Annotated in this window: 19 protein-coding genes; 13 read left to right on the top strand and 6 right to left on the bottom strand. The window is 62.2% G+C overall.

All coding sequences use genetic code 11. From position 1 onward, the window contains the following. The first annotated feature begins 173 nt into the window (after window positions 1–173). From coxB to V473_RS08020, 5 genes are read left to right on the top strand one after another with little or no spacing between them, the layout of a single operon-like run. Window positions 174–1,136, top strand: coding sequence for a cytochrome c oxidase subunit II (gene coxB, locus V473_RS08040; protein ID WP_066605323.1), 963 nt, complete (start codon window positions 174–176; stop codon window positions 1,134–1,136). Further along, the gene (gene ctaD, locus V473_RS08035; RefSeq protein ID WP_066602385.1) at window positions 1,133–3,655 is read left to right on the top strand and encodes a cytochrome c oxidase subunit I; all 2,523 of its coding nucleotides are present in this window, start codon (window positions 1,133–1,135) and stop codon (window positions 3,653–3,655) included. Before coxB ends, ctaD begins: the two co-directional genes overlap by 4 nt. Next, the gene (locus V473_RS08030; protein WP_066602381.1) at window positions 3,652–4,029 is read left to right on the top strand and encodes a hypothetical protein; all 378 of its coding nucleotides are present in this window, start codon (window positions 3,652–3,654) and stop codon (window positions 4,027–4,029) included. The genes ctaD and V473_RS08030 overlap by 4 nt, the downstream gene beginning before the upstream one ends. Further along, a complete protein-coding gene (locus V473_RS08025) occupies window positions 4,026–4,628 on the top strand; it encodes a cytochrome c oxidase assembly protein (RefSeq protein WP_066602377.1) in 603 nt (200 codons plus the stop codon). Before V473_RS08030 ends, V473_RS08025 begins: the two co-directional genes overlap by 4 nt. Beyond that, window positions 4,625–5,680: a c-type cytochrome gene (locus V473_RS08020; protein ID WP_066602374.1), complete on the top strand. Its 1,056-nt coding sequence runs from the start codon at window positions 4,625–4,627 to the stop codon at window positions 5,678–5,680. The genes V473_RS08025 and V473_RS08020 overlap by 4 nt, the downstream gene beginning before the upstream one ends. Before the next feature lie 51 nt (window positions 5,681–5,731). On the opposite strand, the gene V473_RS08015 is transcribed toward V473_RS08020, so the two are convergent. The 4 genes from V473_RS08015 to V473_RS07995 all read right to left on the bottom strand — a co-directional run bounded on the left by V473_RS08015 (window position 5,732) and on the right by V473_RS07995 (window position 11,045). Further along, window positions 5,732–7,819: a catalase gene (locus V473_RS08015; protein ID WP_408021491.1), complete on the bottom strand. Its 2,088-nt coding sequence runs from the start codon at window positions 7,817–7,819 to the stop codon at window positions 5,732–5,734. A gap of 65 nt (window positions 7,820–7,884) precedes the next feature. Further along, window positions 7,885–8,727 carry a transglutaminase-like domain-containing protein gene (locus V473_RS08010; protein WP_066602372.1) on the bottom strand — a complete coding sequence of 281 codons (843 nt, stop codon included), beginning with the start codon at window positions 8,725–8,727 and terminating at the stop codon, window positions 7,885–7,887. 387 nt (window positions 8,728–9,114) lie between these two features. Next, the gene (locus V473_RS08000) at window positions 9,115–9,825 is read right to left on the bottom strand and encodes a Crp/Fnr family transcriptional regulator (protein WP_066602368.1); all 711 of its coding nucleotides are present in this window, start codon (window positions 9,823–9,825) and stop codon (window positions 9,115–9,117) included. A 182-nt stretch (window positions 9,826–10,007) separates the two neighbouring features. Then, the gene (locus tag V473_RS07995) at window positions 10,008–11,045 is read right to left on the bottom strand and encodes a rod shape-determining protein (RefSeq protein ID WP_066602365.1); all 1,038 of its coding nucleotides are present in this window, start codon (window positions 11,043–11,045) and stop codon (window positions 10,008–10,010) included. 252 nt (window positions 11,046–11,297) lie between these two features. On the opposite strand from V473_RS07995, the gene V473_RS07990 reads away from it, so the two are divergent. From V473_RS07990 to V473_RS07975, 4 genes are all read left to right on the top strand, one after another. Further along, on the top strand, window positions 11,298–12,794 hold the full coding sequence (locus V473_RS07990) for an ATPase domain-containing protein (protein ID WP_066602363.1): 1,497 nt from the start codon (window positions 11,298–11,300) through the stop codon (window positions 12,792–12,794). Next, window positions 12,791–14,803: a hybrid sensor histidine kinase/response regulator gene (locus V473_RS07985; protein ID WP_066602361.1), complete on the top strand. Its 2,013-nt coding sequence runs from the start codon at window positions 12,791–12,793 to the stop codon at window positions 14,801–14,803. Before V473_RS07990 ends, V473_RS07985 begins: the two co-directional genes overlap by 4 nt. Before the next feature lie 144 nt (window positions 14,804–14,947). Next, window positions 14,948–15,700: a peroxide stress protein YaaA gene (gene yaaA / locus V473_RS07980; RefSeq protein WP_066602355.1), complete on the top strand. Its 753-nt coding sequence runs from the start codon at window positions 14,948–14,950 to the stop codon at window positions 15,698–15,700. Then, a complete protein-coding gene (locus tag V473_RS07975; protein ID WP_066602353.1) occupies window positions 15,697–16,407 on the top strand; it encodes an SDR family NAD(P)-dependent oxidoreductase in 711 nt (236 codons plus the stop codon). Before yaaA ends, V473_RS07975 begins: the two co-directional genes overlap by 4 nt. A gap of 137 nt (window positions 16,408–16,544) precedes the next feature. On the opposite strand, the gene V473_RS07970 is transcribed toward V473_RS07975, so the two are convergent. Next, window positions 16,545–19,349, bottom strand: coding sequence for a TonB-dependent receptor (locus V473_RS07970; RefSeq protein ID WP_066602352.1), 2,805 nt, complete (start codon window positions 19,347–19,349; stop codon window positions 16,545–16,547). 337 nt (window positions 19,350–19,686) lie between these two features. Between V473_RS07970 and V473_RS22825 the strand changes: the two genes are divergently transcribed. From V473_RS22825 to V473_RS07960, 3 genes are read left to right on the top strand one after another with little or no spacing between them, the layout of a single operon-like run. Then, entirely contained in the window at window positions 19,687–20,430 is a 744-nt protein-coding gene (locus V473_RS22825) for an ImuA family protein (protein ID WP_148648342.1), read from the top strand. Beyond that, a complete protein-coding gene (locus V473_RS07965) occupies window positions 20,330–21,862 on the top strand; it encodes a Y-family DNA polymerase (protein ID WP_066602351.1) in 1,533 nt (510 codons plus the stop codon). The genes V473_RS22825 and V473_RS07965 overlap by 101 nt, the downstream gene beginning before the upstream one ends. Next, window positions 21,859–25,068 (top strand): error-prone DNA polymerase, encoded by a 3,210-nt coding sequence (locus V473_RS07960; protein WP_066602349.1) that lies wholly within the window; start codon window positions 21,859–21,861, stop codon window positions 25,066–25,068. The genes V473_RS07965 and V473_RS07960 overlap by 4 nt, the downstream gene beginning before the upstream one ends. A 52-nt stretch (window positions 25,069–25,120) precedes the next feature. Here the strand turns inward: V473_RS07960 and V473_RS07955 are convergent, their stop codons facing one another. Continuing rightward, window positions 25,121–25,792, bottom strand: coding sequence for a spermidine synthase (locus V473_RS07955; RefSeq protein ID WP_066605318.1), 672 nt, complete (start codon window positions 25,790–25,792; stop codon window positions 25,121–25,123). A 154-nt stretch (window positions 25,793–25,946) separates the two neighbouring features. Between V473_RS07955 and V473_RS07950 the strand changes: the two genes are divergently transcribed. Then, complete coding sequence (locus tag V473_RS07950) at window positions 25,947–26,396, top strand: hypothetical protein (RefSeq protein WP_066605314.1); 450 nt, start codon at window positions 25,947–25,949, stop codon at window positions 26,394–26,396.

Raw genomic sequence — 26,396 nt, 5'->3', positions numbered from 1 at the left:
ATCATATCTCCTGCGGACGGATAAGGATATGGACGCCAATGCCTGACCATCCATTTGGTTTCGTGGTTCACCGATTGCGCCCCTTGTTACGAAACAGAAATCATTGAACCCTCCAGCCCCTGACGGGTTTGAGCTTCATGTGTCACACGGCGTCGGGGGGACAGATCGAAATCATGCGACGAGCCTGGGTCTGCACGCCGTTGTTGTTGGCGACCGGCGGCTGCAACGCGACGCAATCGACCCTGGACGTCTTTGGAGCGGAAGCACGGGAAATCCGGCATATCGCTATGATCCTGACCGTTGGGGCAATTGTCATTCTCGCGATTGTCGTTGCGCTCTATGTACGCGCGGTGCGTGCTCCGGAAGGGCGGCTCAGCCATGAAGCGGGAATGCGCATGGTCTTATGGGTCGGCGCGATCGGTCCGGCCGTTATCCTGGCGGCGCTATTGGTCTACGCGCTGCCTGCCATGCGCCCGCGACCGACCAGTCCTGTTGACATGGTGATCCGGGTGGAGGGCGAACAATTCTGGTGGCGGGTGGCCTATGTCCCGCCTGGCGCGACGCCCATGCTGTCCGCCAATGAAGTGCGCGTGCCAGTGGGCCGCACGGTGGCGTTCGAACTGACGGCGCAGGATGTACTGCACAGTTTCTGGATACCGGGACTGGCTGGAAAGATGGACATGATCCCCGGCCGCACCAACCGGTTGGTCGTGCGCGCCGAAAAGGCGGGGCGGTATCGCGGGGTGTGCGCCGAATTTTGCGGCCTGAGCCATGCGCTGATGGCGTTCGATGTGATCGCGATGCCTGCGGATGCATTCGACGCGTGGCTGGCGCGCGATAGTGTTAGCATCGCCCGGAGCGCGGGCAGAGGCGCAGCCTTGTTCGACGCGCAAGGATGCGGCGGATGCCATGCGATAAGGGGAACGTCCCATGTTGCGACAATCGGGCCGGACCTCAGCCATTTTGGCGAGCGTCTGACAGTGGGAGCGGGGATATTGCCGCCGTCGGTGGAGGCGACCGCAACATTTATCCGCGCGCCACAGGCGGCCAAGCCGGGCGTGCGTATGCCCGCCTATCCACAATTGAGCGATGCCGATGCGCGGATGATCGCGACATATCTGAAAGGCCTGCGATGAGCCTGCACGATCAGGATGATCCGGCCGTGCGCGCCGCGCAGGAAGAGCGTCTGCGGAAGGTCTGGACCCCGCCCAAAGGCTTGTTCCTGCGTTGGACTGACGTCAACAACAACCGGGTGGGCGTGTGGTACACGCTGACCGCCTTCTGCTTCATGCTGTTCGCGGGCGTCCTGGCGCTCATCATCCGCACGCAGCTTGCGGTGCCGGATAATGATCTGATCGGGGCGAATACTTTCAACCAACTCTTCACCCTGCATGGGTCGATGATGATGTTCCTCTTCGCCGTGCCGATGTTCGAAGCGGTGTCGATCATCCTGTTGCCCCAGTTGCTGGGCGCGCGCGACCTGCCCTTTCCGCGCCTGTCGGCCTTCGGCTATTGGTCCTTCCTGCTGGGCGGCGTCTTCGTCGGCGGCTCGATCTTCTTCAACGCTGCGCCCGATGGCGGCTGGTTCATGTATCCGCCACTCACCACCCGTACGGACCTGTCCGGGCTGGGCGCCGACATCTGGATGCTGGGCCTTTCCTTCATCGAAGTGTCGTCGGTCGCCGCCGCCGTCGAACTGATTGTCGGCGTGCTAAAATGTCGGCCGCCGGGGATGCGCCTCAACCTCATGCCGCTCTACGCCTGGTATATATTGGTCGTGGCGGTGATGATCCTCTTCGCCTTTCCGCCGCTGATCGCGGGCGACATCTTATTCGAAATGGAAAGGCTGCTGAACTGGCCCTTTTTCGACGCGACGCGGGGCGGCGACCCTTTGCTGTGGCAGCATCTCTTCTGGATATTCGGCCATCCCGAAGTCTATATCATCTTCCTCCCGTCCATCGCTCTGTTCGCGATGCTGGTGCCGACTTTCTCGCGGCGGCATCTGCTGGGCTATCCATGGATCGTGCTGGCGGCGGTGGGAACGGCATTCCTGTCGTTCGGCCTGTGGGTCCATCATATGTTCACGACCGGCCTGCCCAAGATCAGCCTGGCTTTCTTCTCGGCCGCGTCGGAGGCGGTAGCGATCCCGACGGGCGTACAGATTTTCGTCTTTATCGCGACATTATGGGCCGGGCGCGTCACCTGGTCGACGCCGCTCCTTTATGCGACCGGCAGCCTCGCCATCTTCGTCATCGGCGGGCTCACCGGGGTGATGGTGGCGGTCGCGCCGTTCGACTGGCAGGCGCATGACAGCTATTTCATCGTCGCCCACCTCCATTATGTGCTAATCGGCGGGACATTGATGCCGCTATTTGCCGGCCTTTATTATTATTGGCCGTTGGTGACGGGCAAGAAATTATCCGACCGGCTGGGGCGTATCGCCTTCTGGCTGCTGTTCATCGGCGCCAATATCGCCTTCTTCCCGATGCACCTGTCCGGCCTGATGGGGATGCCGCGAAGGGTCTTCACCTATCCCGCCGAACTGGGACTGGGCGGGATGAACATGGCGTCCACTATCGGCGCCTATCTCTTCGCGGCGGGCGTGGCGGTGATCTGCGTCGATCTGTGCCTCTCGCCCCATCGCGCCAAATCGCCGCGCAATCCCTGGGACGCCGGCACGCTGGAATGGCTGGCGCACCCGGACGACGAAGATTGGGGCATAAGGTCGGTGCCGCTGATCGAAAGCCGCTATCCTATCTGGGACCAGAAGGATTTCGTCGCGAAGGTCGATGAAGGCCGCTTCTTCCTGGCGGATGCGGAGGAAGGACGGCGCGAAACGATCGTCACCACCGTGCTGGACGCCCGGCCCTTGGCGGTGATCCGGCTGGGCGAACCCAGCGTCAAGCCGATGCTGACCGCGATTGCGCTCGGAGGGGTGTTCATCCTGACCACCTATCATCTTTACTGGGCGGCCCTGGCCTGCGGTGTCGCGACGCTGGCCTGTGCGCTCTGGTGGCTGTGGACAGGGACCGCGGAAATTCCCGAAAAGCCGAGCAAGCCGATCGGTCATGGCATCGTATTGCCGCTCTACATCGCCGGGCCTGCCGCGCCGGGATGGTGGGCGATGTTTATCACCATGATGGCCGACGCCACCGCCTTTTCCGGCCTGATCTTCGGCTATTTCTTCTTTTGGACGCGCCATGCGGAATTCCCGCCCATGGCGATGGCGGACGGACCCGGCATCGCCTGGCCAATGATCGCGCTGGCGCTCGGCCTGGCCAGTTGGTTGCTGACGGTCAGCGCACGGCAAGTCCATGCGCGTGGCGCCGTGGGCCTCGCGCGGGTCGCGCTGATGATCGGCATTCTCGCCAGCGTGGCCGGGATCGGCGCGGGGCTGGCGGGACCGTGGGAAAGCGGCATGGACCCGCAGACGCACAGCTACCCAGCAATCGTGTGGACGTTGGTCGTGTGGACCACGGCCCATGCTGGCGTTGCGGCGATCATGCAGGGCTATGTGTTGGCGCGCAGCATCGCCGGACGCATGGACCCGCAGCATGACGCAGATCTGCGCAACATCACCGTCTATATGCATTTCTTCGCACTAACCGTCCTGGTCACCTATGCGACCATCGGCTTGTTCCCGGAGGTCGCATGACGGACAGGGGCAAATGGCATGAACGGCTCAAGGTCACGCTCTGGACGCTGATCGTCCCGCCCATCTTGTGGGCGGGGCATTTCCTCTTTTCCTATCTCTGGGCCGCGATCTCCTGCGCGAAGGCTGGCGCATTCATGACGTTTCCGATAGTGTTCGTGGCCGGCACCCTGTTGGCGCTGGCGCTGATCGGCCTGTCCGGGTGGATCGCTTGGCGGCAGGGCGGCACGCCCGGTAGTTCCGCCCCGCACGAGGATGGGACTGATATCGACCGGCTGCGCTTCATCGCCAAATCGACGCTGCTCCTGGCGGGATTGAGCTTCGTCGGCGTGCTGTTCACGGTATTGCCGGTCATCTTCTTGCGGGATTGCATGTGAAGCGCGCCGCGTTCATCCTAGGCGGATCGTTCCTGCCCGTCGGCTGGATGCTGGCGGCAGGCGGGCTTGGCATGGTCGGCCATATGGCGGGGCATATGATCGCCGTCGCGCTGGCGGCGCCGTTGCTGGCCTATGGCCTGTCGGGCGGGCGCTATGATTTGGCCGGGCGCTGGCCTGGGCTACTATCGCCGATGGCGATGATGCTGGTCGAACTGTTCACCGTCTGGGCGTGGCATCTGCCGGCGTTGCGCGCGCTGGCGGACCGCAACATGGCCGCTATGGTTGTGGAGCAAGGTTGCTTTCTGATGGCAGGATGGATGCTCTGGGGCGTGGTCTTCCATGCGCCGCAGCGAGCGGCGGGGATTGGCGCATTATTATTGACGTCCATGCACATGACCTTGCTCGGCGCGCTGATCGGCCTCGCGCCAAGGCCGCTCTACGCCCATATGCAGCATAGCGGCGGGCTGAGCCTCGACGCGCTCGCCGATCAGCAATTGGGTGGCGTCATCATGCTGATGGTCGGCGCGTCCAGCTATTTTCTGGGCGGGCTGCTGCTGCTGGCCAGTCTGCTGCGCGATAAGGGAGTAGGCGCGGCATGACGATCCGCCTGACATGGAAACGGGTGATGTCGGCCGGACTGCTGCTCGCCGGTGCAGGGCTGCTCTTCGCCTGGTCGGGGCTGATGCAAGTCTCCGCGTCATCCGGGCATTGGCGTGTCACCGACTGGTTCCTGCACTGGGCGATGCGTAATTCGGTGCGCACCTATGCCGCCGTGCAGGCGCCAAGGGATGTGACAACGGATGCGGGCCTGGTCAGCGCCGCCGGCCATTTCCGGCAAGCGTGCCAGGTTTGCCACGGCGCCCCCGGCGTGCGCCCGTCGCCGGTAATGCAGGCGGCGACGCCGTCCGCGCCCGATCTGGCCAGAACGGCTGATGAATGGAGCGATCGCGAACTGTTCTGGATCATCCGCCATGGCGTCAAATTCACCGCAATGCCGGCCTGGCCTGCGGCCGATCGCAATGACGAGGTGCGTCGCATGGTCGCTTTCGTGCGCCTATTGCCCCGCATGACCGCCGCGCAATATCGGACGCTGACGCAAGTGGACGAAGAGACGGCCGTGGCAGATGTACGGCCGGGCCTGCTATCGACCTGCGCGACCTGTCATGGCGCCGACGGGCGCGGGCGTGGCCAGCCGGATATTCCAGTGATTGCAGGCCAAAAGCCTGGCTATCTGCTGGCCGCCCTGCGCGACTATGCGGATCGCTCTCGATCAGGTGCCGTCATGCAGGCGGCGGCGGCTGCGCTGACGATCCGTGAAATGAAGGCGCTGGCCGATCATTATGCCGCCTTGCCCGGCTTGTCGGAAAAAGCGCTGTCGGACCGGAGTTTGCCCGGGACAGGCATTGCATCGCGACAGTTGCCGGCCTGCCTCAGTTGCCACGCGCCAGGCAAGGCAGCGCCGATCTTGACTGGGCAAAAACCGGAGTATGTGGCTGCAAGGTTGCGCCAATGGCAAGGGGAGCCAACAATAATCGACGCTCGCAAATCGAGCGCCACGATGGCAGTCATCGCCCGGCGCATTCCCGCTGAAGAAATAGACGGTCTTTCAGCAACATTTCGGGCCGCCGGCGATGCGCCGACAGCCCGATGAGCCCATGCTTTCCTAACCTGTTACCGGCCGCGAGCACGACGGCGCATTTGATTAGGCCAGCATCCGCACAGACGGTTCGCGTGAGTAGAAACGCTGGCTGGCCGCGCCGACAAATGCATCATCAAGCCCGGTGACGCCGTCGTCTGCGATGATGCCGGCCTTGTCCAACAAAGGCTGAGCCGCTTCGCTGGCGCCGATCGCCTTGAGGTGACCGAATGCGTTCATCGCAAACTCCACCGCCGCGGCTTCCCTCATCAGCGCCGTGCAACCCTCTGCGGAAAGGATGATCGCGATCGCGTCGAACATCTGGCTAGGTGATCCGGCGAGTTGGCCATCGGCCTTGCGCTGTGATCCATCGGACAGCTTGGCGCCGCCGACCTTGGGCGCGACAACCATCGGCTTGCCCTTTGCCTTTTTCACGTTCGCGATCACCGCGTCCAATTGTTTTGCGTCCGTGCCGTCTGCGATCAGGATGCCGACCGTGCGGCCCTCTAGCATAGCCTTCATATTCTTGTGGATCGACAGCGCGTCCGATGGTGCCATGTCGACCGGCTCCTTAGCGGCTTTGGCGCTCTTGGGCAAAGCGATGCCAAGTCCCGCCGCAACGCGCTTGGCTAGGTCTTCGTCCACATTGCGCAGATTGGAGACCATGCGCGGCGGCACCTGGTCGAGCAGAGCGACCTTCGAAAGTTCGAACACGAAGGACGAGGCGATATGCGCCTGCTCGCTCTGGGTCTGCGAACGATAGAAGAGCCGCGCCTGGCTGTAGTGATCCGCGAAACTCTCCGGACGAACACGCAGCTTCTCGCCGCTTTCCTCCTCGCCGCTCAGCCCCGTCGAACTGGTAAAACCACGCGCAGGGCTTTCGCGCGGGCCGCCTTCCTCGCCATGCGCGGCCAAGCTGTTGGGTTCGTAATTGGCCCGCCCTTTGGGCACCGCCATTTGCATCTGTCCATCGCGCTGGAAATTCTTGAAGGGGCAGCGCGGGGCATTCACCGGGATCTGGTGGAAATTGGCCGTGCCAAGGCGCGACTTCTGCGTATCGAGATAGGAGAAGAGCCGCCCTTGCAGCAATGGGTCATTCGAGAAATCGACGCCAGGCACGATATTGGCCGGGCAGAAGGCGACCTGTTCCGTTTCGGCAAAGAAATTGTCAACATTGCGGTCCAGCACCATCCGGCCGATGATGCGGACCGGCACATCCTCCTCCGGGATCAGCTTGGTCGCGTCTAGCACGTCATAGGGCTGGGCGTCGGCGAACGCCTTGTCGAAGACTTGAATGCCCAGTTCCCATTCGGGGAAATTGCCGGCATCGATCGCCTCGAACAGGTCGCGGCGATGATAGTCATTGTCGGCCGCCTGGAGCTTGAGCGCCTCGTCCCAAATGGTCGATTGCAGGCCGAGCTTGGGCTTCCAATGGAACTTCACGAAATGGGATTCGCCCGCTTCGTTGACTAGCAGGAAGGTGTGGACGCCGAACCCCTCGATCATGCGCAGGCTGCGCGGCAAGGTGCGGTCCGACATCGCCCACATCAGCATATGCGTGGTTTCGGGCATGAGAGAGGCCCAGTCCCAGAAAGTGTCATGGGCGCTGCCCGCCTGTGGGTAGCCGCGATCGGCCTCCATCTTCACTGCATGGACCAGATCGGGGAATTTCATCGCATCCTGGATGAAGAACACCGGGATATTGTTGCCCACCAGATCCCAATTGCCTTCGCTGGTGTAGAATTTGACGGCAAAGCCGCGCACGTCGCGCGGGGTATCGACGGAGCCGGCGCCGCCCGCCACTGTGGAGAAGCGCACGAACACCTCCGTCCGCTCGCCCTTGCGGAAAAGAGCTGCCTTGCTCAGATCCGAAATATCGTCGGTCGCCTCGAAATAACCGTGCGCGCCGGTGCCGCGAGCATGGACGATCCGTTCAGGGATGCGCTCATGATCGAAATGGAAGATTTTTTCGCGCAGCACGAAATCTTCGAGCAGCGTCGGGCCGCGGACGCCGGATTTCAGGCTGTTCTGGTTGTCGGAGACTGCGATACCCTGATTGGTCGTAAGGATGGTGCCAGAATCGCCCGATTCCGCAGTCTGATGCGTTTCACCACCGTTGGAAGGCATATTGCTCTTGTGCGTTCGGGCCATCATATTTTCCTCGTTGCTGCTCAGGATGTGGGTGGATGTCGTTCGTGCAGGCGCGATTGGTGGCTGGGTCAGGCAGCCATTTTTTCTCCGACACGCTCGATCACGGACGCGACTTCATCGGTATGGACCTTGAACCCGGCCAGGCACACGGGGCCGAATGCGGTGGTCAACGCCGTATCCGCGGCGTCGCGGCCGCACGCCATCAGGATGCGGCCGATCCGGGGCACGCGGTGCCGCGCATCGAAACTATGCCACTCTCCGCTAAGATAGACTTCGAACCAGGCATGAAAATCCATTGCGACATCGACAGGATCGACCCCGATATCGCCCAGATATCCGCTGCAATAGCGAGCCGGGATATTCATGCATCGACACAGGGCGACGGCCAGATGCGCGAAATCGCGGCACACGCCGACCCGCTCCTGATACGCTTCCCACGCCGTTCTGGTCGATCGCGCGTGGCAATAGCCATAGGTCAGGTGATGATGCACGAAATCGACGATCGCCTGGGCGCGCTGCCAGCCTGGCGGGACATGACCAAATAATCCCCAGGCGACGCCAGACAGAAGATCGGTTTCGCAATAGCGGCTGCCTGCCAGGAAGGTCAGCGCCTCGGCCGGCAGATCATGGATGTCATGCTGATGCGCCTGCAGAGTTTGTCGATCAACTTCCCCGCTGTCGGCGATGATGAAGTCGCACGATAGGTGGGTCATGCCCGGCTGCAAAAGAAAGCGCGTGCAGATATTGCCATAAGCGTCATGGCTGTCGATAAGCTCAATGCCGCGATCGTTGACGATGCGATGGTCTGTTCTCAGATCGGAAAACCGTGAAGGCCTGACGCTCAGCATCGTGACCATTTGTGTTGGCGCATAGGCTTCGAAAGCAAGATCAAACCCGGCACGGATGAGCATGTGTGAATTCCATATCGTGAGAATCATGCCGCCATTCGTGAGGAGCGAAGGAACCGTTCCATATAATGGCGTCAGCGGAGCGCTCGTTCGACGTGAAGGTTCCGCAACTTGATCGAGATTATGGCGATTAGACCCATGGAGGTGGGTGGTGGCGTCAGCCTGGTTCCGACCGTTGGCGTCGTGCCTCTACTGCAGCGCGAACCAAAGCCGGCCGTGCCTCCCGCGGCGTCGGCCGTCATAGCGGCTGCCACGCCATCCAGACCATCGAGAAGGACTACGCCGTTTTCGGCAATAGCTTGGCTCGCCATGTCCTGAATATCTGGGGTTGGCAAATTATCTCCTGTCGCTGATTCTTAGACGGAGAACAATCGACAGAAGTTCCTGAACTTATTTATCGATGAACAGATAAGACGGATCGAATTCGCTGAGCCGTGCAAGCGCTGGTCGGTCGAGCATCTGCACCCGACTGGCCCGCATTTCGAGCAAACCCTGTTCCTTCAGCATCCGCAACATGCGGTTCATGTGCACAGATGTTATACCGCAGGCCTCGCCCAGATCATTCTGGGTCATGGCGAGTTCGAAGCTGACGCCATCGCTCAGCCCTACCGCCCGCAGCTTCGCCTCTATTTCGCAGAAAAAATGCCCGACGCGCGCCACGGCATCCAGCCGGCCCAGGCGGAAAATCCATTCGCGATGCATGGCCGCGTCAAGAAGCGTGCTGAACCACAAAAGCTTGACCAGCCCCGGTCGGTCGCTCATCAGAATGTCAAGATTTTTGTGCGGCACCGTCGCGATCTTGCAGGCCGTCAGAGTTGCCAGGTCATGGTCGAGATGCTTGAGCGGATAGGCATGGAGATCGACGAAGTCGCCCGGCACATGTACTGCGACAACTTGCCGCAGGCCTTCCCGGTCATCCATGTAGCGACAGATTAGTCCCTCGACGAGGTAGGTGCTGAAATGCACCGGCTCCCCTTTGCGCACGAGGGTCATCCGCGCAGGCAAAGACCGTACTTCACCGACCGACGATTCGAGCGCTGCCCGATCCTCTGGAAGGATCTGTTCCCCCCGACGGTGGCGCAGGAAATCGTCGAATATCATGAGGCCCCCTATGCTTTAGTTGATCGAACGCATGATCGACTATGTCTTCGCCAATTTGCAAGGGCACGCGACTATGACTGCGCCGACCGCGCATGGACGTCAAGCGGTGGCATATACAGACGCCTTGTCTCTCCGCTCGCGCTTTCCTGTCCTCCGCTTGCATCGCGGACGACAGGATCAGCTTAGGCGGTGGTCAGCACGCCTCTATAGGCCGAATCCTCCAGAGCCTTGCCGGCGCCCATGGCCACGCAGATCAGCGCGTCGTCCGCGACCCTTACGGGCAGGCCGGTCTGCTCCGACAGGGCCTGGTCTAAATGCCCCAGCAGGGCGCCGCCTCCGGTCAAGGTAATGCCTTCCTCTATGATGTCGGCGGATAATTCGGGCGCCGTCTGCTCCAGCGCGGCCATGACGGCCTGCTTGATCTGACCTACGCCTTCGATCAGCGCTTCTGCAATCTCCAACTCGCTGATCGTGATTTCGGCCGGACGACCATTGACAAGATCACGTCCCTTGACTTGCATTGTGCGTCCTTGGTCGACCGGCAGCACCGCGGACCCAATCGCATGTTTGACGCGCTCCGCCGTCATCTCGCCGATCATCAGATTGTGATGACGCCGCACATGGGACGTGATCGCATCGTCCAGTTTGTCGCCACCCATGCGGACGGAATTGCTGTACGCAATCCCTTGCAGCGACAGGACGGCGACCTCTGTGGTCCCGCCGCCTATATCCACCACCATGGCGCCGCGCGGCTCAGTCACGGGCAGGCCGGCGCCGATCGCAGCGGCCATCGGTTCATCGATCAACTGCACGCGGGTCGCGCCCGCCTGCATCGTCGCAACCTGGATGGCGCGCCGTTCCACCATAGTCGAACCGGAAGGGACGCAGATGACGACCTCGTGACGTCGGCTGAATCGTCCCGACAATCCGACCGCCTTCGTCATGAAATGCTTGATCATCTGTTCGGCGACGTCGATGTCGGCAATGACGCCGTCGCGTAGAGGGCGAATCGCCTGGATGTTGGAGGGTGTCTTCCCCATCATCGGCTTAGCCTCATTGCCTACCACTTTGACTCGCCGCACTCCGGCGATGGTCTCGATCGCGATAACGGACGGTTCGTTGAGGACGATGCCGCGATCACGAACGTGGATGACCGTATTCACGGTGCCCAAGTCGATCGCCATATCATGAGCGGAAGAACCGAATAATCGCCTAAACATCTAATCCTCAGGGAATGGCAGTCCGGCCGCTATGCGGTGCTCTGGTCGGGATACAATCGCGGCACGGCGGATTGCCTGATTGTCGGGGCCACCGGAGTTGACAGGAGGGGAAGTTTTTTAGGGACGCTTTGGCGAGGCAGGAAATAATCGGGATTTGCTTGGTTCTTGATGTGAATCAGGCTGAGATCGATTTTGCCGGAAGGGCAGCTATGTTAGCCCGATGAGCCTATAGAAATAGCAAGGAAGTCGAGCATGACCCACGCCGCCGCTGAACCTGCCCTCGTCGGCATTGGGGGCTTGGACGATATCTTGGCGGGTGGGTTAACGCGGGGACGTGTTTTCCTGCTGGAAGGCAGCCCAGGGACCGGCAAGACGACGATCGCCACCCAATTCCTGATGGAGGGCGCGGAGCGGGGCGAAAAATGCCTGCATGTGACGCTATCGGAGACAGAGGAGGAGATGCGCGAGAGCGCGCAATCGCATGGATGGGATCTTTCCGGCATCGACCTGTTCGAACTGGTCCCGCCCGAAAGCTTGCTGGACGAGGACCAGCAACAGAGCCTGCTTTATTCGTCCGACCTGGAATTGGGCGAAACCACCCGGCGCATCTTCGAAATGTTCCAGAAGGTGGAGCCCGACCGGGTAGTGCTGGACAGCCTGTCGGAAATCCGCCTGCTTGCGCAAAGTTCGCTGCGCTATCGCCGCCAGATACTGGCGCTCAAGCATTTCTTTTCGACGCAGAACGCGACCGTTTTGATGCTCGACGACCTGACCGCCGACGTCGCCGACAAGACGGTGCATAGCGTCGCGCACGGCGTGATTCGCCTGGAGGAATTGTCGCCCGGTTATGGGCCGGAGCGGCGGCGATTGCGCGTCATCAAATATCGTGGCCGCCGATTCCGCGGCGGCTTCCACGATTTCATCATCGATACAGGCGGCGTGCGGGTCTTCCCTCGATTGGTGTCGGCAGAGCATAAGACGGAATTCACACGCGACCTGCTTTGCAGCGACTCGCCCGCGCTGGACGCGCTGCTGGGCGGGGGCATCCAGCGCGGATCCAGCGTTCTGGTCCTGGGGCCAGCCGGAACCGGCAAGTCGCTATTGGGCTTGACCTTTGTCGCCGCGGCGATCGCGCGCGGCGAACGGGCGGCAATGTTCGTGTTTGACGAGGAAATCGGCCTTTTGTTCAACCGCGCGATCGGGCTGGGCATCGACATGCAGGCTATGGTCGCCAACGGCAATCTCGTCATCGAACAGGTCGATGCGGCCGAATTGTCTCCTGGCGAGTTCTCTCAAAGAGTGCGCACTTGTGTCGAACAACATAAGGTCCGCACGATCATCATTGACAGCCTGAACGGATATCAGGCGGCTATGCCGGAAGAAAATGCTTTGGTCCTGCACATGCACGAATTGCTGCAATATCTGAACCGACAGGGCGCGACGACCTTCTTGACCGTGGCGCAACATGGCCTGGTGGGCGACATGAAGGCGCCGGTGGACGTCACCTATCTGGCCGATACCGTTGTGCTGCTGCGCTATTTCGAGGCATCGGGGCGCGTGCGGCGCGCCATCTCGATCATCAAGAAGCGCACGGGCGCGCATGAAGACACGATCCGCGAGTTCCGCATCGGCAGCTATGGCATCCGTCTGGGCGAACCGCTGGTCGGGTTTCAGGGGGTTTTGCGGGGCGTGCCCAATTTCGTCGGCGGGCAGGGCGCGCCCCCCCTGCTGGAGGACGAGGCGCGGTGATCCCGCATTTCTCCGAACGCGGGATCATCCTTGCGCCGCACGGGCGCGACGCCGCCATCGCCGGGTCGATCTTGACCGATGCGGGGCTGCGATCGACGATCGCCGCCTCGTTACGCGACATGGTCGGCGAACTGGAACGGGGCGCGGGTTTCGCGCTGCTCACCGAAGAGGGGCTGCGGACGGTGAATCTCAATCCGCTCGCGCTTTGGCTGGATGCGCAGCCGGAATGGTCCGATTTCCCATTCGTGCTGCTGACGCAAAAGGGCGGCGGTCTTGAACGCAATCCAGCCGCGAAGCGGTTTCTGGACATGCTCGGCAACGTCACCTTCCTGGAACGGCCCTTCCACCCCACCACTCTGGTCAGCCTCGTCCAGTCGGCGCTGCGGGGACGTCGGCGCCAATATGAGGCGCGGGCGCGATTGGAGGAACTGCATCGTGGCGCGGATAGATATCGATCGCTGTTCGAATCGATTGATGCGGGATTCTGCATCATCGACATGGTCTTCGACGCGAACGGAAGCCCGATCGATTACAGGTTCGTTGAGGCCAATCCCGCCTTTGAACGCCAGACCGGTTTGCAGGGTGCTGTGGGACAATCCATGCGGACGATGGTGCCTGGACATGAGCAGCATTGGTTCGACGTCTATGGCGCGGTTGCCCAGAACGGCGAGCGCGTGCGTTTCGAACAACATGCCGAGGCGCTGGGGAACATCTGGTACGATGTCTATGCGTTTCGGGTCGGCGATCCGAACGCGCGGCGGGTCGCCATCCTGTTCAACGATATTTCCGACCGTCGGCAGATGGAACTGGCCCTGCGTGAGAGCGAAGAACGGCTGAGGCGTCTCAATGAAACGCTTGAAGAGCGCGTCGTGGAGCGCACCCAGGCGCTCGAACTCGCGCAGGAAGCGCTGCGCCAGTCGCAGAAGCTGGAAGCGATGGGGCAACTCACGGGGGGCGTCGCGCATGATTTCAATAATCTCCTCACCCCGATCGTTGGCAGTCTCGACCTGTTGCTCCGGCGCGGAATCGGCACTGATCGGGAGCGCAAGCTGATCGAGGGCGCGGTCCAGTCGGCCGATCGGGCGCGCACTCTCGTTCAACGTCTGCTCGCCTTCGCCCGGCGACAGCCATTGCAGGCGACCGCGATCAACATCAGCGATCTCATTGAAAATCTTTTTGATCTGGTCGCCAGCACTTGCGGTCCGCGGATCAAGGTGGCGATCGACGTCGCCGATGCGTTGCCGCCGGCCAAGGCGGATGCGAACCAGATCGAAATGGCGCTCCTCAACTTGGCGGTGAACGCGCGCGATGCGATGCCCGATGGCGGCGCCCTGACGATCTGCGCGGCGCTGGACCAGGTGAAAGCCGACAATCCGGCCCGATTGCGACCGGGCGTCTATGTCCGGCTGAGCGTGATCGATACCGGGTCGGGGATGGACGCGGACACGATAGCCAAGGCCGTAGAGCCGTTTTTCACGACCAAGGGTGTCGGGCAGGGGACCGGGCTTGGCCTCTCTATGGTCCATGGCCTCGCCGCGCAATTGGGCGGCGGTCTGTTCATCGACAGCCTGGTCGGACGGGGTACGCGCATCGACCTGTGGCTGCCGGCGACGGATGCGTGCCCCGAACAGGCGCCCGCGCCGATGGAGATCGACTGCGCGCAGCGCGATTGCGGTGTTGCGTTGGTGGTGGACGATGAGGATCTGGTGCGCGCCAGTACGGCCCATATGCTCAGCGAACTGGGCTATACGGTCGTAGAAGCGCATTCGGGGGAGGAGGCGCTAAGGATGTTGTGCATCTCCAACGAGATAGATTTGCTCGTCACCGATCATCTAATGCCGGGCATAACGGGCACGGACCTCGCCACGCAACTGCGCGAATCTCGACCGGGAATGCGGGTGCTGGTGGTGTCGGGTTATGCCGAGGGAAAGGGCATTTCACCCGACCTTCCGCGCCTGACCAAGCCTTTCAAGCAAAGCGATCTCGCGAATTGTCTGGCCCAGTTATGATGGCGCAGATATTACTCGCGGAGCAGCGGGCGCCTTGCGGCGACGGTTGCGGATTTTTGCACGGGCAAACCGCTGAGGCGGGTGTTGCGCGCCATGTCAGCCGATCGTTTGACGCACGCGCCGCAGCGTTCTACCCGCGCAGCCATGATCGCCCTTTTGTCCCCCGCCAAGACGCTTGATTTTGAGCGCACCCTGCCGCCGCTTGATGTTTCGACTCCGCATTTCGCGCAGGAGGCGCATAGCCTCGCCAAATCGGCGGCGAACCTGACGCAGAAACGATTGTCGGAATTGATGCATATCTCTCCGCGTCTCGCCAAGCTCAATGCCGATCGGTTCCGCGACTTTGCGGATCTGCCCGAACGACCGGCGCTGTTCGCCTTTGCCGGCGACGTCTATACCGGTTTTGAAGTGGATACGCTGGAGGCGGCCGGCGTCGCCTTCGCCCAAAACCATGTCCGCATTTTGTCCGGCCTCTATGGCCTATTGCGGCCGCTGGACGCTATCCGACCCTATAGGCTGGAAATGGGCACGCGCTGGGCGCCACGACATAAAAGCCTGACCGACTGGTGGGGCGATCGGATCGCCCAATTGCTCCTCGCCCAGATTGCCGAAGAAGGGTCGGGGATTGTGCTCAACCTCGCCAGCCAGGAATATTTTGCGGCGATCAAGGGGCGGCTTGGCAATGTCCGGGTGATCGAAGTCGAGTTTCGTGAGCCAGGCCCGAACGGCCCGCGCTTCATCAGCTTCAATGCCAAGCGCGCGCGCGGCATGATGGCGCGCTGGTTGTGCGAGCATCATGTCGCCGATGTGGATGCGATGCGCGGGTTCGACAGCGACGGCTATCGCTTCGATGCCGATGAGAGCGATGCGGATCGCTGGCGTTTCACCCGGACATGACGACGGGCGGCAAGGCTTCCGCCGTGATCATCGGCGCATCGGGCGGGATTGGCGGCGCTTTGGAAGCAGCGCTGATCGAGGAAGGCGCATTTGCGGTCGTCCACGGTTTCGCTCGCTCCCGAAGCGAGGCTCAGCATATCGATCTGCGCGATGAAGCCAGCATCGCCTCGGCCGCGGCGCATGTTGCGGGCGGCCCTGTGCCCACCTTGGTCATCGTCGCGACGGGTTTGCTGCATGATGGCGATAGCGGGCCGGAAAAGGCTCTGCGCGATCTCGATCCGGAATGGCTTGCGCAACTCTATGCGATCAACGCGATCGGCCCCGCGCTGGTAGCCAAGCATTTCTTGCCGATCATGCCTCGGACAGGGCGCACGCTGTTCGCGGCGTTATCGGCGCGGGTGGGATCGATCGACGATAATCGCCTTGGCGGGTGGCATGGCTATCGGGCATCCAAAGCCGCGCTCAATATGCTGATCCGCACTCTTGCGATCGAGGAGCGTCGCCGCAACGATCGGGGCATAGTCGTTTCGTTGCACCCCGGCACGGTCGATACATTCTTGTCACGCCCTTTCCAGGGCAATGTTCCCGCCGGGCGCCTGTTCGACCCGGAACGCGCCGCGCTGCAACTGCTGGACGTGATAGAGGGTCTGAAGGTGCCCGACAGTGGCAAGCTGTTCGATTTTCAGGGCGAAGAAATCCCGTTCTGAACGGCTAAAGGCGTTTGATATCAACCTCTTCAGGTCTTCGATCTGAGTGCGACCATCGCCGACGCGATCTTCACCCATGCCGCTACGATCGTTCAGCGCCGGGCTTTCTACGCCGACTTGAAAGGCCGTCCGTCCAATCAGAACTTCACCGACGCATTGACGAAGAAGGCACGGCCATAAACGTCATAGGTCGAAGGATAGGTGTTCGACTGTTCCTGGTTGTCGCCCAGGATTGGCGGCTTCTTGTTGAAGATATTGTTCATGCCGATGGTCCAGCCGAAATTCTTCGTCACTTCTATCTGCGCGCCCAGATCGAACAAATTATAGGCCTTGATCTTCTCAACGCTATATTGGGTCGTATCGTCGTCATCCTTGACGCTCGACAGGTGGCGGTGGGTCAGCGACAGGGTCAGCGGACCGCTGCTGTATGTGACGCGGTTGCTTAGGCGCAGCTTGGAATAGGGGTTGCCGCAATAGATGCCGAATTTGCCTGCGCATTTCTGCGTCAGTTCGGGGATCGCCGCCAGCGGATTGAGATCATATTGGATCAGCCGCGTGCCGGAAATGCGGAAATCCAGCTTGCCTGTCTTTGCGCCCAATATTCCGAAATTGAGCGGCACGCTGTAGCGCGCCTCGAAATCGACGCCCCGCGTCTTGAGCCCGCCGGTATTGGCCAGCAGGTTTTGCGCCCCCTCGATCGCATAGCTGTTGGCGTTGCGCGGCAGCAGCGAACAGGCGCTGCTGTCATAGGGCGTCCAGCCATTGGCCGCCGTGCCATAGCAGGCCGCGATCAGGTTGGCGGTGCCGGGCGTGGAGATATAGTCGGCGATCTTGATCTGGTAATAGTCGACCGTCATCGTGAAGCGTGGCAGAAGGCGCGGTTGCAGGATCACGCCCCCGGTCCAGGTGTCCGACGTCTCCACGCCCAGGCCGCTATTGCCACCGCTATAGGACTGGATCTGCGTGCTGCCGCCATTGAGCGAGGTGCCCAGCAGCGTGGATGGCACACCAGCGGCAACGCAGCTTGACGTCAGGTTGGCGTTAGTCAGTGCAGCCGCGTTTTCGCACGGGTCGTTCGCGGTCGGATAATCCTCCGACTGGCCAGAATAGAGATCCGCGACAGTGGGCGCGCGCACCGCCCGGCTATATTGGCCGCGCAGCGTGATGTCCTGGATCGGCGCATAAACCAGGCCCGCTGAATAGGTGCTGACCGACTTGGCGGCGGTGGAATAGCGCGAAAAGCGATAGGCGCCGTTGAACTCCAGCTTGTGGACCAGCGGCATGTCTGCCAGCAGCGGCACGTCGATTTCGGCGAACAACTCCTTCACATTATAGCCTCCCGACAGGCCCTCGCCCGCGTTGAAGCCGACGACGTCGCCCGATGCAAGCGCATAGTCGGGATCATAGCTGCCATGTTCGCTGCGATATTCCGCGCCGATCGCGATTCCGGTCGGGCCAGCACCCAGGTCGAACAGATTGCCGTTGGTGATCGACAAGTTGGCGACCTGTTCAGTGATGGTGCTGACATTTTTCGCCGGGATAGAGATGAATGCCGCCGCCGCGTCGCTGATGTTGCCCGCGCCAAAAATGTTGAGCGGGACGCAGCCGTTGCTGGTGTCGGAACAGACCAGGTTGCCGTCGCTGTCATAGGTGGTCGCCAGCGCTTGCTCGACCCGGCTGCGCGACACGTTGCCGGTCTGGGTTTCCACCGACTTGGTGCGGGCATAGCTGTAATAGCCGTCATAATTCCAGTGGTCGGCAATCGCCCCCTGTGCACCGATGACAGTGCGATAGGCGGTATTGTCGACCGACGAGATGCGCGGCCCGACTTCGTTCATGCGGCGATAGATGGACGCGGTGGTGTAGCCGTCGCCATCACTGTCCAGCCCCTGAAGCAGCGCCTGCGAAGAGGTGGACAGGAAACTGCTGTCATTGTCCAGTTCCACCGTGCCGGTGAAGGGGGTGGAGGCCAGCCGGTTCTTGACCCGGTTGTTGATGAACTGCCCTTCGGCATAAACGGTCAGGTGGTCGCTGACCTCGTAGTGGGTCTGTGTGCTCAGCAGGATGCGCTTCTGGGGCACCTGCAGATAATTGTCCGGCGCATAATTATAGGCGTCGGTGCTGGAGGTATAGGCCGAATAGCTGCCGTCGCTCTCAAACTTGCGCTGCACGCCGCCGATCGCGAAACGGGTGCCGGGGATGGAGCCGGAACCGCCCGCCGCCAGGCCGCCGTCGCCATCGTCGGTATAGGCCTGCTTGGTATAGCTGCGCCCTGCCTGCAACACGCCGTCGCGCTTGGTATAGTCGATGTAGAAGGTCGCATTTCCGCGCCCATCGGCGAAATTCCCGCCCAGCAACAGGTTGGTGTTGAATGTGCCGTCATCGCCCGCCTGGTTGATGCGGTAATTGGCATTGGCTTCCACACCTTCGAAATTCTGCTTCATGACGAAGTTGATGACGCCAGCGATGGCATCGGACCCATAGATCGCCGACCGGCCCCCGGTGACGACCTGAACCTGATCGATCAGGCCGGCGGGGATGGTATTGAGGTCGACGACCTGGTTAGAGTCATAGGAAACATAGCGGCGGCCATTGACCAGTACGAGCGTGCGAGTGGAACCCAGGCCGCGGAGGTCGGCCGTCGATACGCCACCACCTGGGTTGTTGGATGCGGCGGTCGTGCTGGGGATCAGTTGCGGCAGATCGTTGATGATCGCCTCGACATTGATCTTGCCGCTCAGCTTGAGTTCCTGGCTGCCGATGACCGCGATGGGCGATGCCTGCTGCAGGTCAGGGCGGGCGATACGCGATCCGGTCACGACGATCGTCTCGGCGGGCGCGGCGCTGCCTTCCGGTGCGCCGCTCTGGGCAAGGGCCGGGTTCGACAGGCCGAGCAGGACCGTCGACGCCAGGAGGCGCCTGCAAAATTCAGCCGATGTCATGATATGATCCCTTCGATGCGGTATAGGCGACCCGTGCAGTTTTTATCGTGTCTGCATCGAGTTGATGGAAGGGATGTGCCTTGTCGTGACGCAAGTCGTCAATATTGTGATTTTGTTAAACAGCGGCTTTTCAGGCAATGTGTCTTTTGAGAAACGATAATTTCACAATATTACTACATATTTGGTAATATTACGATAATTTCATTTTGTTTCAAAATGATGCAATCTATCTATCATTGTCGGATAGATAAGACATTGTCCTTCCCTCGCATTCTTTCGATGCTGGACGAACGCGCACATATAGAACATAAGAAGAACATAGTGAGTGATTCTAGATATGACAGCCCATGGTCCCATCAGCAGCGCGCGTCCGGCAGGGCGGCATGCGTCAGAAGTGCAAGCGTCCTGCCGGGCGCTTGAGCGGGGACATCTGCATGAAATTCACAGCCAGGCTGAGGACCGGGCGGCCGCCTTGGCCTTTGCCCTGACGCAAGGCCCACTGGCCGGGGCAGGCGCGATCTTTGCCCTGCGTACACCGCGTCGCCAGCGCCTGCCAACGCTGTTTTCGGGTGACGGACTGGCGTTGCTGGGTATCCAGCCCGGCCGCCTGACGATCGTAGAGACAAGGACTGAGGTGGATATGCTGCGCGCCGGGCTGGAAGCGGCGCGCTGTCCGGGCGTGGCGGGAGTGCTGATGGAGAGCGAGGGGCGGTTCGCCGACTATGACCTGACCGCCAGCCGCCGTCTGGTGTTGGCGGCGGAAGGCTCCGGAGCCTGCATAATATTGCTGCGGAGCGATGCCGAACCGCGATCGAGTGGCGCGCAGACCCGCTGGACTATCAAAAGCGCGCCCTCCGTAGCGCTGGAGGCGAACGCTCCCGGATGCCCGGCGATTGAGGCCCAATTGCTCCGCTGTCGTGGCGGTCCGGCGGGCGGACGCTGGCGGCTGACATGGGATAGTGAAGGTGGATGTTTCAGGGATGCAGACGGACGAGCGCCTTTGCCTGGCGCTGTGGTTCCCTTTTCTCGCCTGCGAACGGATGCAGGCGACGATGGAGCCGATCAGCGACAGGTCGCCTGAAGCCGGCGCACCCGAACCCCTCGCGCTGGTGGCGCGGGTCGGCAATGCGCTGCGATTGGCGGCGGTGGACATGTTGGCGGTCAAACAGGGACTGACGACGGGCATGACGCTGGCCGATGCGCGGGCGCGTTGCCCGACGCTCGTCACGCGCCCGGCCGATCCCGTCGCCGATGCGCAGGCGCTCGATCGCCTTCTGGAGGCGATGCGGCACTTTACCCCCATGGTGGCGCTGGATGCGCCGGATGGCCTCATCCTCGACATCAGCGGTTGCGGCCATCTGTTCGGCGGTCCCAAGGCGCTTGCGCAACAGGCGCGGGCGATGGCTGGCTATGCCAGCCGCCATGCCTTTGGTCCCAACGCCATGGCGGCCCGTGCGTTGGCCCGGCATGGCGGCGGCGATGTAGCCGCGTTGCCGGTCGCGGCGCTCGAACTGGACGATGGCGCACTGGCCGCCCTTCGCCGGGCCGGCCTGCGTAGCATCGGCGACCTGTCCCAGCGGCCCATGGGCATGATCGCCGCCCGCTTCGGCGAGCAGGCGGTCACCCGGCTGCGCCAGATATTGGGCGAAGCGCCCAGCCCGATCGCGCCGCGCCGTCCATCGGCTCCGATCCGCGCCGAGGCGCGCTTTCCCGAACCGATCGCCCGGACCGAGGATGTCATGGACGTGATCGAGGATTTGCTGAATCAGGCCGCGCGGCAGATGGAGGCGCGCAAGCTGGGCGGGCGACGGTTCGTCATCCGTTTGTTGCGCAGCGATGGCGCGCGACAGGGGCTGGCGATCGAAACCGGACAGCCGGTGCGCGATCCCGCCGTCGTGCTGCGCTTGCTGCGGGAACGGATCGACACGATGGCCGATCCGCTCGACCCCGGCTTTGGCTTCGACGCCATGTTGCTGGCGGTGCCGCGCGTGGATCCTCTGGCCGAACGGCAACAGGCTATGGACGGGGAAGCACAGGTGGCGGAGGACGGCATCGTCGCGCTGGTCGATCGCCTGGGCATCCGCCTCGGCCCGGACAATGTCCGCCGCCTCCAGCCCTGCGACAGGCATCTGCCCGAAGGGGCGCAACGGCTGATCCCTGCGACGCAGTCCCGGCAGCAGCCTTGGCCGACAGCGCAGGATCGCCCGCCCCGACCGCTGCTGCTGTTCGACCCGCCCCAGCCGGTGGCGGTGATCGCCGGCGTGCCCGATGGCCCACCCCAGCGCTTCCGCTGGCGCGACCGCTTGCATGAAGTGCGGCTCGCCGAAGGGCCGGAGCGGATCGCGGCGGAATGGTGGCGCAGACGAGATGGGCATCAGCCGGGTGGCGCAGGCAAGACGCGCGACTATTACCGGATCGAGGATAGCGACGGACGCCGTTACTGGATGTTCCGCCATGGCCTGTTCGGCGAGGAAACCGACATTGTCTGGTATCTGCACGGCCTGTTCGCATGAGCGACTTTGCAGAAGTGGTGGCCGCCACCAATTTCAGTTTTCTGCGCGGGGCATCCCATCCCCAGAAGATGGTGCAGCAGGCTGCGCATCTGGGCATGACCGGCATCGGCATTGCCGATCGCAATACGGTGGCGGGCGTAGTGCGCGCGCATCAGGCGCTCAAGGATCTAAAGCCGCTGGGCGTCACCATGCGCCTGATCGTCGGTGCGCGGCTGGTCTTTGCCGACGGCACGCCCGACATCATCGCCTATCCGCGCACGCGCTTCGGCTGGGGCCGGCTGACCCGGCTGCTGACCGAGGGGAATCGCCGCACGATCAAGGGCGCGTGCGAACTCAGCTTATCGGACCTGATCGATCATGCGCAGGACATGGCGTTGATCGCGATGGATGACGACGCGGCGCTGCTGGCGCAATTGCGGGCGCTCAGCCCGCATCTCTGGCTCGCCGCGACTATGGGGCGAGCCGGGCGTGATGCGCGGATGCTGGCCCGGCGGCAGGCGCTCGCGGCGCAATGCGGCGTGCCGTTGATCGCTACTAATGATGCGCTTTATGCGGGAGCGGAGGATCGACAGATGCAGGATGTGCTGACCTGTATCCGCGAAGGGCTGACGATCCAGACCGCCGGCCGCCGCCTTGCCCCCAATGCGGAACGCCACCTGAAAGCCCCCGCAGAAATGGCGCGCCTGTTCGTCGCCTGCCCGCAGGCGATCGCCGCGACGCAGGATTTGTTGGGCTGCATCGACTTTAATCTAGACCAGTTGGTCTATGAATATCCGCATGAGCCGGTGCCGGAAGGCTGGGCGCCGCAGGACTGGCTCGAACATCTGGTTGAGGAAAATGCGAAGGCGCGCTTCCCCGACGGATTGCCGCCCGCCTATCGGAACGTACTGAATGACGAGTTCCGTCTGATCCGTTTCAAAAACTACGCTTATTATTTCCTGACCGTCCACGACATTGTCGCCTATGCCCGCAGCCTTGATCCACCGATCCTGTGTCAGGGGCGCGGGTCAGCGGCCAATTCGCTAGTCTGCTTTCTGCTGGGCGTCACGCCGATCGACCCGGTGGAACAGAAGCTGCTTTTCTCCCGCTTTCTGACCGAGGCGCGGGACGAGCCGCCCGATATCGACGTGGATTTCGAACATGAGCGGCGCGAGGAGGTGATGCAATATATCTACCGCCGTTATACGCGCGAGCGAGCGGGCATCGCCGCGACCGTTATCCGTTACCGCCAGCGCAGCGCGCTACGCGAAGTCGGCAAGGCGCTGGGCCTGACCGAGGATGTGACGGCGCGCCTGTCCGGCACCGTCTGGGGCAGTTGGAGCGGAGATCAGGAAGTGCCCGAAGCCCGGCTGACCCAAGCCGGCTTCGATCCCGCCAATCCCGAACTCGCCCGGCTGCGCGACATGGCGAGCAGCCTGCTCGAATTTCCCCGGCATTTGTCGCAGCATGTCGGCGGCTTCGTCCTGAGCCAGGGGCGGCTCGACGAACTGGTACCGGTTCACAATGCCGCCATGCCCGATCGCACCTTCATCGAATGGGACAAGGATGACCTGGAAACGCTGAAACTGATGAAGGTCGATGTGCTGGCGCTCGGCATGTTGACCGCGATCCGCAAGAGTTTCGACCTGATGCGCCTGCATGGCCTGGACGACCTGAAGCTGGAAACGGTGTCGCGCGAAGACCCGGAAACCTACGCCATGCTGCAAAAGGGCGACAGCATCGGCACCTTCCAGGTTGAAAGCCGCGCCCAGATTTCCATGCTGCCCCGCATGAAGCCCAAGAAGTTGTACGACCTCGTCATCCAGGTCGCGATCGTGCGGCCCGGCCCGATCCAGGGTGGTATGGTCCATCCCTATCTTCGACGGCGCAACAAGGAAGAAACGCCGGACTATCCGGGGCCACCAGACAATCCCGACGAATTGAAGGACGTGCTGGAAAAGACGCTTGGTGTTCCGCTGTTTCAGGAACAGGCGATGCGGCTGGCGATCGTGGCCGCCAAATTCACGCCGGAAGATGCGGACGGTCTGCGTCGATCCATGGCCACCTTCCGCAATCGCGGGACGATGGGCTATTGGCAGGACAAGTTCATTGGTGGCATGACGGCGCGCGGCTATCCGCTCGATTTCGCCGAACGCTGTTTTGAACAGATTAAGGGCTTCGGTGAATATGGCTTTCCCGAAAGCCATGCTCAGGCGTTCGGCTGGCTCGCCTATGTCTCCTCCTGGCTGAAATGCCATTATCCCGCGGTCTTCACCTGTGCCTTGCTCAACAGCCAGCCGATGGGCTTCTACGCGCCCGCGCAACTGGTCCGCGACGCGCGGCAACATGGCGTGGAGGTGCGACCGATCGATGTGCAGGCGAGCGACTGGTATAGCAGCCTGGAAGGGGAGCGCATCCTGCGCCTCGGCCTCAAGCAGATTGATGGATTCCGCGAGGAATGGGCCAAGGCGCTGATCGCGGCGCGGCAGGAAAGCGCCCTGCGTGACATGGAGGATATCGCCCGCCGCGCCGGGGTGCCCGCGCGCGCGCTGCATCTGCTGGCGGACGCCGACGCGCTCCAATCGATCGGCCGAAGCAGGCGCGAGGCGGGGTGGGACGCGCGCCGCGTGCCGCCGGCCCAACTGCCGCTTTTCGCTACGCAGGATCTGCCCGAACTCGGACGGGAAGCCGATCCGATGCTGCCGGCCATGCCGTTGGCCGAAGAAGTCGCGATCGATTATCAGACCCATCGTTTGTCGTTGAAGGGCCATCCGATGCAGTTTCTGCGCGCCCATTTCGCCCGACGCGGTGCCATCGACTGCGCATCGGTCAATGCCGCCAAAGACGGCGCGAAAGTGAAGGTGGCTGGCGTGGTCCTGATCCGCCAGCGGCCGGGCAAAGGCAATGCGGTCTTCATCACGATCGAGGATGAAAGCGGCATCGTCAACGCCTTGCTATGGGCGCGTGAGATGGAGAAACAGCGGCGCGCGGTTATGGCGGCGCGGCTGATGCTGATCGAAGGCGAAGTCCAGCGCAGCAAGGAAAATGTCGTCCATCTGATGGTCGATCGCGTTACCGACGCCAGCCAGGCGCTGGACTGGTTGCAGGAACAGCCGATGATGCGCGGAGATGAGGTGACTCATCCCGTCCATGCGCGCGCCGCCCCATCGCCGCGCAGACATCCCAGGGATGTGCGGATATTGCCGCGATCACGCGATTTCCATTGAATGTGTATAACAATATGGGTTCCCGCGAAGGCGGGAACCCAGTTCAAAAAAATCACCGCTTCCGCGCGAACCAGATGACGTGGCGCGGCCCTTTTCCATTGTCGCGCGCCTTGACCGCGACTTCGTCCACTTCGAAGCCTGCATTGCGCAGGCGGCGGGTGAAGGGATCGTCCGATCCCGCCGACCACACCGCCAATATCCCGCCGGGTTTCAGCGCCGCCTTGGCTACCGCCAGCCCGCTGGTCGAATAGAGCCGATCATTCGCCGCAGCGGTCAGTCCATCCGGGCCATTGTCGACATCCAGCAGGATCGCGTCATAGTTCCCCTGGCCCGCCGCGATCACCGGCACGACATCCTCGATCAGCAACTCAACGCGAGGATCGTCCAGGCATCCGGCCATCAGATCGGCCATCGGTCCGCGCGCCCATTCGATGATCTTGGGCACCAGTTCGGCCACGGTCACGCGCGCCGATCCGTCGAGCACGCCCAGGGCCGCGCGCAGGGTGAAACCCATGCCATAGCCACCAACCAGCAGATGCGGCGCCTTGCGCCCCTGCAATCGTTCGATCGTCATCAGCGCCAGTTGCTTTTCCGATCCACTCATCCGGCTGCTCATCAACTCGTTGCGGTCGAGCACGATCATATGATCGGCGCCGCGCCGATAGAGCTTCAATTCCTGCCCGCCCGGCACCTGCGCCGAATCCAGATATTCCCGCGGGATCATGATCGCTTCCTTCCATCTGCCGCACGCCATTCGTCCCATCGGCGCCACGCGCGATGCGCATGGCAGCTTGGCATCCGTCACGCAAATGCTACAGGCACCTGCAATCCTGCGTCCCCCCTTCGACGCCATCTCACAGGCAGGCAGTTTTCTTTCCATGCGGTATTTCCTCGACACCGAATTCAACGGCTTTGGCGGCACGCTGATCAGCGTCGCGCTGGTTCCCGAACATGGCGACCAGGAATTCTACGTCACTCTGCCGCTGCCAGAGGAAATCGAACCCTGGGTGGAAAAGCATGTCATTCCTTATTTGCGCCATGTCCCGCCCGGCATCGACCTGCAACTGGGCCGGGTGGAAGCGGCCGATCATGTCGCCGCCTATTTGGAAGGGGACAGTGATCCGATCATCATCGCCGACTGGCCGGAGGATCTGTCCCATTTCTGCGCGCTGCTGGTGACCGGGCCGGGCAGGATGGCGGGCGTGGACTTCGGGCTGCGGCTGGAACTGATCAACGCTGCCGGCTTCAGCGCCGCCGCCAACAGCCGCGTGCCGCACAACGCCCTGCACGATGCGCGGGCGCTGCGCGACTTCTACATGGCCGACTGA

The sequence above is a fragment of the Sphingobium cupriresistens LL01 genome (assembly GCF_001046645.1).
GTDB lineage: Bacteria > Pseudomonadota > Alphaproteobacteria > Sphingomonadales > Sphingomonadaceae > Sphingobium > Sphingobium cupriresistens.
Note: the sequence above shows the minus strand (reverse complement) of the source record. Positions and strands in the feature narration are given on the sequence as shown.

What these genes read in the sequence shown, in the direction of transcription:
- V473_RS07970 (WP_066602352.1), bottom strand. Translation starts at nt 19,349, where the DNA reads ATGACATCGGCTGAATTTTGCAGGCGCCTCCTGGCGTCGACGGTCCTG.
- V473_RS07955 (WP_066605318.1), bottom strand. Translation starts at nt 25,792, where the DNA reads ATGATCCCGCGGGAATATCTGGATTCGGCGCAGGTGCCGGGCGGGCAG.
- V473_RS08020 (WP_066602374.1), top strand. Translation starts at nt 4,625, where the DNA reads ATGACGATCCGCCTGACATGGAAACGGGTGATGTCGGCCGGACTGCTG.
- V473_RS07965 (WP_066602351.1), top strand. Translation starts at nt 20,330, where the DNA reads ATGCAGACGGACGAGCGCCTTTGCCTGGCGCTGTGGTTCCCTTTTCTC.
- V473_RS07960 (WP_066602349.1), top strand. Translation starts at nt 21,859, where the DNA reads ATGAGCGACTTTGCAGAAGTGGTGGCCGCCACCAATTTCAGTTTTCTG.
- V473_RS08030 (WP_066602381.1), top strand. Translation starts at nt 3,652, where the DNA reads ATGACGGACAGGGGCAAATGGCATGAACGGCTCAAGGTCACGCTCTGG.
- V473_RS07990 (WP_066602363.1), top strand. Translation starts at nt 11,298, where the DNA reads ATGACCCACGCCGCCGCTGAACCTGCCCTCGTCGGCATTGGGGGCTTG.
- V473_RS22825 (WP_148648342.1), top strand. Translation starts at nt 19,687, where the DNA reads ATGACAGCCCATGGTCCCATCAGCAGCGCGCGTCCGGCAGGGCGGCAT.
- V473_RS08015 (WP_408021491.1), bottom strand. Translation starts at nt 7,819, where the DNA reads ATGATGGCCCGAACGCACAAGAGCAATATGCCTTCCAACGGTGGTGAA.
- yaaA (WP_066602355.1), top strand. Translation starts at nt 14,948, where the DNA reads ATGATCGCCCTTTTGTCCCCCGCCAAGACGCTTGATTTTGAGCGCACC.
- V473_RS07950 (WP_066605314.1), top strand. Translation starts at nt 25,947, where the DNA reads ATGCGGTATTTCCTCGACACCGAATTCAACGGCTTTGGCGGCACGCTG.
- V473_RS08010 (WP_066602372.1), bottom strand. Translation starts at nt 8,727, where the DNA reads ATGCTCATCCGTGCCGGGTTTGATCTTGCTTTCGAAGCCTATGCGCCA.
- V473_RS08000 (WP_066602368.1), bottom strand. Translation starts at nt 9,825, where the DNA reads ATGATATTCGACGATTTCCTGCGCCACCGTCGGGGGGAACAGATCCTT.
- ctaD (WP_066602385.1), top strand. Translation starts at nt 1,133, where the DNA reads ATGAGCCTGCACGATCAGGATGATCCGGCCGTGCGCGCCGCGCAGGAA.
- coxB (WP_066605323.1), top strand. Translation starts at nt 174, where the DNA reads ATGCGACGAGCCTGGGTCTGCACGCCGTTGTTGTTGGCGACCGGCGGC.
- V473_RS07975 (WP_066602353.1), top strand. Translation starts at nt 15,697, where the DNA reads ATGACGACGGGCGGCAAGGCTTCCGCCGTGATCATCGGCGCATCGGGC.
- V473_RS07995 (WP_066602365.1), bottom strand. Translation starts at nt 11,045, where the DNA reads ATGTTTAGGCGATTATTCGGTTCTTCCGCTCATGATATGGCGATCGAC.